This window comes from Psychroflexus salinarum (assembly GCF_042677225.1).
In the GTDB taxonomy this organism is placed as follows: Bacteria; Bacteroidota; Bacteroidia; order Flavobacteriales; family Flavobacteriaceae; genus Psychroflexus; species Psychroflexus salinarum.
Map to the genome: position 1 here is coordinate 39,364 of NZ_JBHTIV010000007.1, position 12,132 is coordinate 51,495.

General features: G+C 34.9%; 13 protein-coding genes. 11 read left to right on the forward strand and 2 right to left on the reverse strand.

All coding sequences use genetic code 11. The features are described from left to right. The first annotated feature begins 222 nt into the window (after positions 1-222). The 6 genes from ACFQ0R_RS07035 to ACFQ0R_RS07060 all read left to right on the forward strand — a co-directional run bounded on the left by ACFQ0R_RS07035 (position 223) and on the right by ACFQ0R_RS07060 (position 7,020). Entirely contained in the window at positions 223-1,623 is a 1,401-nt protein-coding gene (locus tag ACFQ0R_RS07035) for an arginine decarboxylase (protein WP_379657677.1), read from the forward strand. Further along, on the forward strand, positions 1,613-2,488 hold the full coding sequence (gene speB / locus ACFQ0R_RS07040; protein WP_379657678.1) for an agmatinase: 876 nt from the start codon (positions 1,613-1,615) through the stop codon (positions 2,486-2,488). Before ACFQ0R_RS07035 ends, speB begins: the two co-directional genes overlap by 11 nt. A 224-nt stretch (positions 2,489-2,712) precedes the next feature. Further along, a complete protein-coding gene (locus ACFQ0R_RS07045; RefSeq protein ID WP_379657679.1) occupies positions 2,713-3,681 on the forward strand; it encodes a deoxyhypusine synthase family protein in 969 nt (322 codons plus the stop codon). 193 nt (positions 3,682-3,874) lie between these two features. After that, positions 3,875-5,407, forward strand: a complete 1,533-nt coding sequence (locus tag ACFQ0R_RS07050; RefSeq protein WP_379657680.1) for a carbon-nitrogen hydrolase family protein — start codon at positions 3,875-3,877, stop codon at positions 5,405-5,407. 253 nt (positions 5,408-5,660) lie between these two features. Continuing rightward, complete coding sequence (locus tag ACFQ0R_RS07055; RefSeq protein ID WP_379657681.1) at positions 5,661-5,873, forward strand: hypothetical protein; 213 nt, start codon at positions 5,661-5,663, stop codon at positions 5,871-5,873. A gap of 223 nt (positions 5,874-6,096) precedes the next feature. Further along, a complete protein-coding gene (locus ACFQ0R_RS07060; RefSeq protein ID WP_379657682.1) occupies positions 6,097-7,020 on the forward strand; it encodes a M43 family zinc metalloprotease in 924 nt (307 codons plus the stop codon). 54 nt (positions 7,021-7,074) lie between these two features. Here ACFQ0R_RS07060 and ACFQ0R_RS07065 read toward each other — a convergent pair whose 3' ends face one another. Next, on the reverse strand, positions 7,075-7,767 hold the full coding sequence (locus ACFQ0R_RS07065; protein ID WP_379657683.1) for a zinc metallopeptidase: 693 nt from the start codon (positions 7,765-7,767) through the stop codon (positions 7,075-7,077). 56 nt (positions 7,768-7,823) lie between these two features. Further along, entirely contained in the window at positions 7,824-8,345 is a 522-nt protein-coding gene (locus tag ACFQ0R_RS07070) for a DUF5004 domain-containing protein (RefSeq protein WP_379657684.1), read from the reverse strand. Between the two features lie 167 nt (positions 8,346-8,512). Here ACFQ0R_RS07070 and rplM point away from each other — a divergent pair, with 167 nt between their 5' ends. From rplM to pyrH, 5 genes are all read left to right on the forward strand, one after another. Beyond that, on the forward strand, positions 8,513-8,968 hold the full coding sequence (rplM, locus tag ACFQ0R_RS07075) for a 50S ribosomal protein L13 (protein ID WP_379657685.1): 456 nt from the start codon (positions 8,513-8,515) through the stop codon (positions 8,966-8,968). Further along, the gene (gene rpsI, locus ACFQ0R_RS07080; RefSeq protein ID WP_224461875.1) at positions 8,969-9,355 is read left to right on the forward strand and encodes a 30S ribosomal protein S9; all 387 of its coding nucleotides are present in this window, start codon (positions 8,969-8,971) and stop codon (positions 9,353-9,355) included. It abuts the gene before it with no gap. A gap of 158 nt (positions 9,356-9,513) precedes the next feature. Further along, positions 9,514-10,386 carry a 30S ribosomal protein S2 gene (rpsB, locus tag ACFQ0R_RS07085; RefSeq protein ID WP_379657686.1) on the forward strand — a complete coding sequence of 291 codons (873 nt, stop codon included), beginning with the start codon at positions 9,514-9,516 and terminating at the stop codon, positions 10,384-10,386. A 79-nt stretch (positions 10,387-10,465) separates the two neighbouring features. After that, entirely contained in the window at positions 10,466-11,287 is an 822-nt protein-coding gene (tsf, locus tag ACFQ0R_RS07090) for a translation elongation factor Ts (RefSeq protein WP_379657687.1), read from the forward strand. Between the two features lie 135 nt (positions 11,288-11,422). Beyond that, the gene (gene pyrH, locus ACFQ0R_RS07095; RefSeq protein ID WP_379657688.1) at positions 11,423-12,130 is read left to right on the forward strand and encodes a UMP kinase; all 708 of its coding nucleotides are present in this window, start codon (positions 11,423-11,425) and stop codon (positions 12,128-12,130) included. The last annotated feature ends 2 nt before the right edge of the window (positions 12,131-12,132 follow it).

The following is a 12,132-nucleotide window of genomic DNA, read 5'->3' on the forward strand; positions in this document are numbered from 1 at the left end:
GATTAAGTAAAAAGCCTTAAAATTTAACATTTTAAGGCTTTTTACTTCTATCAAAATGAATTTCATTTGTATAGTAATTTAAATAAATTTGACTTCTAAGATGAAGTTTTTTCAAGACTACGCATTCCCAGCTCTTTCAACCTGTAATTTCAATAGGTATTGATATCTTCTCGCAAAACATATTTTTTTTATTTAACTTTAAAGTTAATAATTAGTCCATAAATGAACACAAAGTACATTGACTTAATAAGTCAAACCTATGATTTTCCTCAAGATGAATTCACTTTAAACGGTGACGAACTCAAGTTTCATGACATAGACTTAATGGGACTTGTAGAGAAATATGGAGCTCCATTAAAATTTACCTATCTGCCAAAAATTTCTGAAAATATTCTCAGAGCTAAAAAATGGTTTCAGGAGGCTATAGAAAAGCATGATTATAAGGGAACGTATAATTATTGCTATTGTACTAAAAGCTCCCATTTTAAGCATGTTTTAGATGAAGCCCTCAAGAACAATATCCATATTGAAACCTCTTCTGCTTTCGATATTGATATCGTGAATAGTTTAAAGGAAAAAGGAAAAATTACAAAAGATACCTATGTGATTTGCAATGGTTTTAAGAGGGATCAATACGTTTCCAACATTGCCAATTTAATCAATAGCGGTCATCATAATTGTATTCCTGTAATCGATAATTACGAAGAGATAGCTTTACTTACCAGAGATATCGATAAAGACTTTAAAATTGGGATTAGAATCGCTTCTGAAGAAGAACCGAAGTTTGAATTTTACACCTCCAGGTTAGGAATTGGTTATAAAAATATTGTTCCGTTTTACGAAGATCAAATCAAGAATAACGATCAAGTTGAGCTTAAAATGCTTCACTTTTTCATCAATACAGGCATAAGAGATAATGCTTATTACTGGAATGAACTTCAGAAATGTTTAAGAGTTTACACTAGATTGAAAAAAGTATGCCCAAGTCTGGATAGCCTTAATATTGGTGGCGGATTTCCTATAAAAAATTCACTTGCTTTTGAATATGATTATGAATATATGATAGATGAAATCATCAATCAAATCAAGTTGACCTGTGAAGAAGAAGACGTTCCTGTTCCTCATATTTTTACTGAGTTTGGAAGTTTTACTGTTGGTGAAAGTGGCGGTGCTATTTATGAGGTCTTATATCAAAAACAACAAAACGATCGTGAAAAATGGAATATGATAAACTCTTCATTTATCACAACATTACCAGATTCTTGGGCGATAAGCAAACGTTTTATTATGCTGGCCGTCAACAGGTGGCAGGATAGGTATGAGCGGGTTTTGCTTGGAGGATTGACATGTGATAGTGATGATTATTATAATTCTGAACAAAACATGAATGCGATTTATCTTCCTAAATACGAAAAGGAAGATCCATTATATATCGGTTTTTTCAATACTGGTGCTTATCAAGAAACCATCGGAGGTTTTGGAGGTTTGCAACATTGTTTAATACCAAGCCCTAAGCATATTTTAATACAAAAAAACGACGATGGAAGTCTGTCGACAGAACTATTTAGCGAACAACAAAAAAGTGAAGATTTACTCAAAATTTTAGGTTATCATGGCATCTAAAACAAATTATGCAGGAATTCCAGACAAGTATGCACGTATCGACGAAGCGAAAGTCGTTTTAATTCCAGTTCCTTATGATGGAACAAGTTCTTGGCAAAAAGGAGCAGACAAGGGACCACGGGCTTTCTTGGAAGCTTCAGAAAACATGGAGTTGTACGACATAGAAACCCGGACAGAAGTTTATAAAAAAGGTATTTATCTGGCACCACCAGTGTCTGAAAATTCTTCGCCGGAGAAAATGGTGGAGGCGGTTCATAAGACAACCAAAAACTACATCAATCAGGATAAGTTTGTCACTATTTTTGGGGGAGAACATTCTGTGTCTATTGGAACCATAAGAGCTTTTCATGAGCAATTTCCAGATTTGACGGTTGTTCAACTTGATGCTCATGCGGATTTGAGGCCTTCTTATGAGGGAAGTGCCTGCAATCACGCCTGTGCGGTTCATGAAGCTAGTAAAAAAGGAAATTTAATTCAGGTTGGAATTCGTTCTATGGATGAGTCAGAATTAGAACATATGGATGAAAATCGCGTGTACTTTGCTCACGATCTATATGAAGACTGGCAAGATGATGCTATAGGACAAATGACTCCTAATGTCTTTATCACCATCGACCTGGATGCTTTTGACCCATCAATTATGCCTTCCACAGGAACCCCAGAGCCAGGAGGTTTATTCTGGTATGAAACTTTGGAATTTTTAAAGGATATTTTCAAAAAGAAAAACGTCGTTGGCTTTGATATCGTAGAACTTTGCCCAAATGAAGTGGATAAATCTTCAGACTTTTTAGCAGCCAAGCTGTATTATAAGATGCTGAGCTATAAATTCAAATATGAAAATGCTTCTGAAGAGGAGGAGGATTAGAGTGTTAGATAATAGACTTTAGAAACAAGACACAATACACTAGAAAAAAGAACCAAGAATCAGGACATAGTAATTACGATTTACTATGCTAGACGAATGATCTTAAATATTTATAGTGAAATATTAGAGTTTAAGTTAAACATTTTTATTTTCCTTACTTGACTCTTGACTCTTGACTCTTGACTCTTGCATAATGATTTTAAATTAATAAAGAACACACAACCATGAGTAAACCCATTTCAGAATTTATAGAAAAATATTATTTACATTTTAATGCGGCGAGTTTAGTTGATGCTGCGAAAGCATACGAAAAGCAATTGGAAGGCGGTTCCAAGATGCTGGTTTCCCTGGCAGGGGCGATGAGTACTGCAGAATTAGGAAAGATCTTCGCCGAAATGATTCGTCAGGATAAAGTGCACATCGTGTCTTGTACTGGAGCCAATTTGGAAGAGGATATTATGAACTTGGTAGCACACTCTCACTACAAACGAGTGCCAGAATATCGAGATCTTACTCCGCAAGACGAATGGAAGCTTTTAGAAAAAGGACTCAACAGAGTTACTGATACTTGTATTCCAGAAGAAGAGGCCTTTAGACGTTTGCAGAAGCATATCGTCAAAATCTGGACAGATGCTGAAGCCAAAGGGGAACGCTATTTCCCTCATGAATATATGTATAAACTGTTGCTTTCGGGAGTTTTGGAAGAGTATTACGAAATAGACTTAAAAGATTCCTGGATGTATGCCGCAGCTGAGAAAAACTTGCCAATTGTTGTTCCTGGGTGGGAAGACAGTACCATGGGAAATATTTTCGCCAGTTATGTGATGAAAGGAGAGTTGAAAGCGTCTACCGTAAAATCTGGAATTGAGTACATGACTTTTCTTGCTGATTGGTATACCGATAACTCTAAAGAAGGTATTGGCTTTTTCCAAATAGGAGGAGGGATTGCAGGTGATTTTCCTATTTGTGTCGTGCCGATGTTATATCAGGATATGGAAAGAACGGATACGCCGTTTTGGAATTATTTCTGCCAGATTTCTGACTCGACTACAAGTTACGGGTCTTATTCTGGAGCCGTTCCTAATGAAAAAATCACATGGGGAAAATTGGATATTAATACCCCTAAATTTATTATAGAGAGTGATGCTACAATAGTAGCGCCTCTTATTTTTGCTTACCTTTTAGAAATGTAAGTTGTATTAACAGATAAACTTAAATTTTCAGAATTCATTCTCGTTTTGAACGTTGATTCATAATGAATGTGAATTCTGAAAGTTTATCCTGAAATATACATCGCTTCTTTACATCAAATTCAGAATAAAACTTACTACTGAATTTACTACAACTGCAAAATTAAAATAGAACTTAAATTACTTAACTCATACTATGGAGAATTCCCCTAAAATCGAACAAATTGAATTGAAATATCTATCTCTAAAGGATTTTGAAGTCCTTAAAGAGGTGTTTGTTGAAATTTATGGTGACGTTCCAGATGCGTATTGGCAAAAGGATGAGTTGAGAAGTCTGATAGATATTTTTCCCGAAGGTCAAGTGGTGATTCTGGTAAATGGGGATATTGCCGGTTGTGCTTTTTCCATCATTGTGGATTACGATAAGTTGTCTGACAATCATACCTATGACGATATTGCTGGTGATGTGAAATTTAAAAATCATACAGAACATGGCGATATGCTTTATGGTATAGACGTCATTATCAGGAAAGAATACCGAGGCTTAAAGCTTGGGAGACGTCTTTATGATTATCGTAAAGAGTTAACTGAGCAATTAAACCTGAAAGGTATTGTTTTTGGCGGAAGGATTCCAAATTATCACAAAGTGTCAAGTGAATTGACGCCGAAGCAGTATATCCAAAAAGTGAGAACTAAGGAAATAGACGATCCAGTTTTGAACTTCCAGTTGTCTAATGATTTCCGTCCAGTTAGAATTTTATCCAATTACTTGGATGGCGATAAAGATTCCAAAGAATATGCTGTGTTGATGCAGTGGGATAATATTTATTTTGAAAAAGAAAGTAAGGCGCCTTCCAGCCAAAAAAGTGAAGTACGCCTAGGTCTTGTGCAATGGCAAATGCGGTCTTATAGCAGCATGGAGGAATTGTTGCACCAGGTAGAATTTTTTATAGAATCATTGTCTGGTTACCGTTCGGATTTTGCACTATTTCCTGAGTTTTTCAACGCACCTTTAATGTCTAAATACAATCATCTTAGCGAGCCAGACGCGATACGAGAATTGGCAAAATACACGGAGCCTATTAAAAACAAGATGGCAGAACTATCTATCGCTTATAATATTAATATTATTTCTGGAAGTATGCCAGAATTGATCGACAATAAATTATACAACGTGGGCTATCTATGCAAGCGAGATGGAAGTATTGAGCGTTATGAAAAAATTCATGTGACTCCAGACGAAGCTAGAGTATGGGGAATGCAGCGCGGAAGTGAGTTTAAAGTATTTGATACCGATTGTGGTAAAATAGGCATCTTAATTTGTTACGATGTGGAGTTTCCAGAGTTATCCAGAATTTTAGCGAAAGAAGGTATGGATATATTATTTGTGCCTTTTCTCACCGATACTCAAAATGGGTTTTCCAGAGTTAAACTTTGTGCTCAGGCCAGAGCTGTAGAAAATGAATGTTATGTGGCTATTGCTGGTAGTGTTGGTAATTTACCTAAAGTGCACAATATGGATATTCAATACGCACAATCTGCGGTGTTTACACCGTCAGATTTTGCTTTTCCTAGCGATGGAATAAAAGCACAAACCACGCCTAATACAGAAATGATTTTAATTGCTGATGTAGATTTATTGGCTTTAAGAGAGCTTCATAACTTTGGAAGTGTAAAAAACTTGAAAGATATCAGGAATGACTTGTACTCTTTGAATCGGAATAAATAGTAATAGTAAAAAATTTATAATGCATTGATTTCAGTCCAATGAATTGTTTAAATAGTCTATAAAATTGCCTATTAATATTTTTTTTATATGCTATATTTATAACATGAGAAAGTACTTATTGATCTTAGTTTTTACAATCCTTCTATGCATAATTGCTTGTTCCGAATCAGAGAATGTTAATAATGATAATGAAAGAGAGATATGTGATGATGGAATCGATAACAATGGCAATGGTTTAGTGGATTGTGACGATATGAGTTGCTCTTCAAATAGGTTTTGTTTTGAAAGTAATTGCGATGACGGAATTGATAATGATGAAGATGGTTTCACAGATTGTGAAGATTTAGATTGTGAAGATTTTCAAGAGTGTTTAATTGAAAGGTGTATTGATGGTGTAGATAATGATGGTGATGGTTTAATAGATTGTGAAGATCCAGATTGTGTTTTAAACCCGAACTGTACTTAAATTTTATTTTTTTAAATTAAGATGTATCTAAAGTCTATTTAATCTTATGCAAATAGGAAATTTCAATTTAAGTTGATGATTTAGAAGCTTTATGAAAGTCAAGTAAATTCAGTAGTCCAAAACATAAATTATCTAAACTCTTTAGTTTTGTAGTCAACAGGGCTTTTGAAATTAAAAATTAGAGAGCTTAAGATAAAATATCTTAAAATTAGTTCCTGTAAATATGTACAATTGTTTAAAGTTATATAGTTTATTATGTTTCTTTCTAGGAAGGGAAGTTGCTGATTCAAATTTAGAATCTAATGAATTTTGTATATATAATTCCTTAGCAATAGAATCAAATTGGAACCAGTGCACACCTGATCCATCTTTTAGTTATTCGACAGATCCAGAATATCTAGGCAGTTTTTCAGAAATTGTTATACCTGTTGTGTTTTGGGGGATTAACCAAACCGACAATAGTAACAAGGATCCACTAACACAGTCTAAAGTTGAAGAGTCACTTAAGCTTCTTAATTCAACATTTGAAGAAATGAATATTTGCTTTGAACTTCAAAAATTGAAATTTATAAATAATTCTGAAATCTTCTGGACCGATTACTATAAGTTTAATAGATATGTGAAAAATAATTATACTGCATCTGCTGATGTTTTAAATATTTACGTTCCTTTCAAGTTTACAAATTTTGAAAATAATTTAAGAGGTGGTAAATGGTCGCCTAATCAAATGTCAGTGAATATGCTTAATTACAATACGGGAATTTTGCCTCATGAGGTAGGACATACCCTTGGGCTTTTACATACCCATACAGGAGCTAAAGCTGTAAATTGTGAACATATTACAAGAGATGAGAATGATCCTGATTATAACGCAAAATGTACTGGGGATAGAGTAACAGACACTAATGCAATGCCTGACTTATACGGCAAATTTCACTTAATAGATGATGACTGTGAATACAATGGAGATATAAAAAACTGTAAAGGTTTGCCTTATAAACTCACAGAAATGGATGTACGAAATTTTATGGGATACACAAAGCATTCTTGTAGATCGATTTTTACAACTGGCCAAGGAGTGAGGGTGAGAGAATTCATTAAAAACTCAAAGGAGTCTGGAAAGATGAGTTTCATTAATACAAAATAAAAGGCGTTTTGAAAATTTCCAAAACGCCTTTTATTTTGTATTTAAGTTGTCAGGTTAATCCCTGCCCATATAAATGCTCAGGAAGTAAAGCAAAGTAGCTAGTGAGCCGATTGCGGCAACCACATAAGTTCTAGCAGCCCATTTCAATGAATCTTCAGACATTTTATATTCTTCCTGATTCACAATATTGTGATCTTTCATCCAGGCCAAAGCTCTATTACTAGCATCATATTCTACGGGCAAAGTGATAAAACTAAAGAGTGTTCCTAATCCAAACATGATAATACCTGCCAGAAGCACCATTTGACCAACTCCAACAGAAACCATTGTCATTAATATCAGGCCACCAAATATAACCCATTGGCTCCATTGTGAAGCTACACTTACAAGAGGAACAAGTTGACTTCTCATTTCTAACCAGGAATAGGATTTTGCATGTTGCACAGCATGGCCAACTTCGTGAGTAGCCACTGCAGCAGCGGCAGCGTTTCTCTGATTGTAGACGCTCTCACTTAAGTTTACCGTTTTCTTAGTAGGGTGGTAGTGGTCTGTGAGTTTACCTGAAGTAGAAATAACTTCAACATCGTAAATATGGTGATGTTCCAGCATTTTTCTTGCAATTTCAGCGCCACTCATTCCATTCTGGAGTTGGATTTTGGAATATTTTTTAAACTTGCTTTTTAATTTATTACTCACATACCAACTTACAAGTAGTATGGCTCCAATTAATATATAGTATCCTATCATAGTTATTTTTTAAATATTCACTTATCAAAAGTTTGACCAAAAATGAATTTGTCAGTCTATTTATTAAAGACAAACTCAAGAAATTCTAAATCGGAGTTTTCATTCGAAGTATTTTCTAAGTCCAAATATTCATTGACCTGGCTACTGGTAATTGTAAATTTTAGTTCGTTATTACTGAGTTCTAGAGAAACACTTTCAGTACTTACAGATCCATCAATAAATGTAGTAGCGGTCAAAGTTCCATTTTCCAGGCTATAAGTTCCGGTATTTAAGGTGTCGGAACAGACTAATTCATCAGAATTGTCGCCAGTAAAATCAATCTTTGGATACGTAAATTCATAGGCGTCACTCTCAAAATCAATTGTCATTCCATCAAAACAATTAGTTTCCTGGGTGAGGTCTAAATTTGTGATGTTATCATTATTAAGGTCTACAGGTTCACTGGCATTTAGTTCTGAAAGGAACCATTCTCCCTGGATGTCATTTTCTGATAATGCTTCAGGTGCAGTATCATCGTTGCCACAAGCTGCTGTGAGTAATGTCAGTAGGATAATGAGATTAAAATTAATAGGCTTCATTGTGTGATATTTAGTGCTAAGGTAAGGTCTAAAGCTTTGAGTATAAATATGGTTAACAAAATATTTGAGGCCATACCTTGTTATATAAATTTATAATCGTAAATTTGCACCCTTATTTTCAAGACTTTGAAGATAAAAAGGAATGTTTAATTATTAAAAATTTAAGTGTGGATACATTAAGTTACAAAACGGTTTCAACCAACAAAGCTACTGCAGATAAGCACTGGGTTGTTGTTGATGCCAGCGGACAATCTCTTGGACGTGTATCTTCTATTGTTGCCAAACTTTTGAGAGGTAAATACAAGCCTAGCTTTAGCCCTCATGTTGATTGTGGAGACAACGTCATAGTTGTAAACGCAGAAAAAGTCAACCTGACAGGTAAGAAGTGGGACTCAAAAGAGTATATCCGACATACTGGATATCCTGGTGGACAGAGAAGTTTAACAGCTCAAGAAGTATTTGACAAGAGCCCAGAGCGTCTTGTTGAAAAATCTGTAAAAGGTATGTTGCCTAAAAACAAATTAGGTGCTGATTTATTTAGAAATCTTCGTGTTTTTACAGGAACAGAGCATAACATGAATGCTCAACAACCAAAGGAAATTAATATAAACGAACTAGTGTAAATGGAGACAATTCACAAAATTGGCCGTAGAAAAACTGCCGTAGCTAGAGTTTATCTTTCTGAGGGAAAAGGTGAAATTACCGTTAACAAGAAAAAAGCTAACGAATATTTCACAACTGGACCTTTGCTTTATAAAGTCAACCAAGCTTTGGCTTTAACTGGTAATGAAGATAGATTTGATATCAATGTAAATGTGTTTGGTGGAGGTATCACTGGGCAGGCAGAAGCTATCAGATTGGCATTATCTAGAGCAATGTGCGAGCTAGACCCAGAAAATAGAGCTACTCTTAAGCCAGAAGGATTACTTACTAGAGATCCAAGAATGGTAGAGCGTAAGAAATTCGGTCAGAAAAAAGCAAGAAAGAAATTCCAATTCTCAAAACGTTAATCGAGAATTTCATTCAATTATTGAAATTATTAATAGTTCAATTTTTTGTTGTTATTTGGGAAACACCCAAAGTTAGTTTAGCATCTAAATGAATAAGACCAATTTAATTGCTACTTATTTATTGCTATCCCAACAGAAGAACGTAAACTAAAACAAAAATGGCAAATCAAATAGAGGTCAAGGAATTACTTGACGCTGGTGTACACTTCGGTCACCTTACAAGACGATGGAATCCAAACATGGCTCCTTATGTATACATGGAGCGTAATGGTATTCACATCATCAACCTATACAAAACGGTTGCTAAAATGGAAGAGGCTGGTGAAGCGCTTTCTAAAATAGCAGCTAGCGGAAGAAAAATTCTTTTCGTCGCTACCAAGAAACAAGCTAAAGAAATAGTAGCTCAAGAATCTCAAAGAGCGCAAATGCCTTACATTACAGAAAGATGGCCAGGTGGTATGCTTACCAACTTTGTAACCATAAGAAAATCTGTAAAGAAAATGGCAACTGTGGATCGTATGAAAAAAGACGGTACTTTCAATTCTCTTTCTAAAAAAGAAAGACTGCAGGTTGACAGGATGAGAGCAAAACTCGAAAAGAACCTGGGTTCTATTTCAGATATGTCTAGATTACCAGCTGCAATTTTCGTTGTTGATACTTTGAGAGAGCACATCGCAGTTAAAGAAGCACAAAAATTAAACATTCCTGTGTTTGCTATGGTAGATACAAATTCAAATCCTAGAGATGTGGATTACGCTATCCCTGCAAATGATGATGCTTCAAAATCTATCCATAAGATTATGGCTTATATGGCAGACTCTATTCTTGAGGGTATGAATGAAAGAAAAGAGAGTAAAGATAATGCCGATGCAAAGCCTGCTAAAGCTAAAAAAGAAAAAGCTACAGAAGAGAAAAAAACTGAAGAGAAATCAGCTAAAGCTGAAACAAAAGCTCCTGTTGTTGAAGAAGTACCTGCTGATAAAGCAGAGCCTACTGAACCAGCTGGCGAAGAAAATAAAGCTTCAGAATAATATAGATTTAATAACATCAAATCGCTTAAGTCTTACTTAAGCGATTTTTATATTAACAGAAAATATAAAACTTAAAATCATGGCAAAAATTACGGCTGCTGAAGTCAATAAACTTAGAAAAAGCACTGGTGCTGGTATGATGGATTGCAAGAAAGCTCTTGTGGAAAGCGAGGGTGATTTTGATAAAGCTATCGAAATATTAAGAAAGAAAGGTCAAAAAGTTGCTGCAAAGAGAGCTGACAGAGACTCATCTGAAGGTGCTGCAATTGCTGTTGTAAATGATGATTCCACAAAAGGAGCTATCGTTTCTTTAAATTGTGAAACTGATTTTGTTGCTAAAAACGATTCGTTTACTAAAATGGCAAACGACTTTGCTCAACTTGCACTTGGTGTAGAAAGTAAAGAAGAACTTTTAGAACTCGATTACAATGGAATAACTGTGGGTGAAAAACTTACAGAGCAAACTGGTGTAATTGGAGAGAAAATTGAAATTGGTGATTTCAGAATTTTGAAGGCTCCATTCGTAGGTTCTTATATCCATGCTGGTAACAAAATAGCAGTTTTGACAGGTCTTTCTAAATCTGTAGAAGGTGCTGAAGAAGTAGCGAAAGAAGTTTCTATGCAGGCTGCAGCTATGAATCCTGTAGCATTGAATGAAGAAGGTGTAGACCAATCTACTATAGATAAGGAAATTGAAATTGCTAAAGATCAATTAAGACAAGAAGGAAAGCCAGAAGATATGCTGGATAAAATTGCTAAAGGAAAAATTAATCGTTTCTTTAAAGACAATACACTAGTTAATCAAGCTTTTATCAAAGATAGTAAAATTTCAGTAGCACAACACGTGAAGACGTTGGGTGATGTAGAAATCGTTGCTTTTGAAAGAGTTGCATTAGGTTAATTTTGAGTTACAGAATATACAAAAGCCCTTTAGGAAATTTCTAAAGGGCTTTTTTTACGATTAAAATTGAAGACAATATGTCATTTTTTCGTATAAGATAATCCTTATATTTGCAAAACTTTATTTAAAATAACTATGCATTATAAGCGAATTTTACTCAAACTTTCTGGAGAGGCTCTTATGGGTGATCGTCAATATGGAATTGATCCTAAGCGATTGGATGATTATGCAAAAGAGATTAAAACAATTATTGATAAGGGAGTAGAAGTTGCAATAGTAATTGGAGGCGGTAACATCTTTAGAGGTATTTCCGGAGCTAGCAAAGGTATGGATAGAGTGCAAGCTGATCATATGGGAATGCTTGCAACTGTCATTAACGGACTAGCCTTGCAGAGTTCTTGTGAGGATAATGGAATGCAAACAAGACTCCAATCTGCTATTAAGATAAATGAAGTAGCAGAACCTTTCATAAGAAGGAAAGCGATAAGACATTTAGAAAAAGGAAGAGTTGTTATATTTGGTGGAGGAACAGGGAATCCTTATTTCACCACAGACTCTGCAGCTGTGCTTAGAGCTATAGAAATGGAAGCAGATGTGATTTTGAAAGGAACTCGTGTGGATGGTATTTATACTTCGGATCCAGAGCGAAATACGGATGCAACAAAATTCGATTTTATCAGTTTTGATGATGTCCTTAGAAAAGGTCTGAAGGTAATGGATACCACTGCATTTACATTAAGCCAAGAAAATCAATTACCTATTATCGTATTTGATATGAATACACCTGGAAATTTACTTAGAATAATTTCAGGAGAGAAAATTGGAACTAAAGTGAACTTATAGAT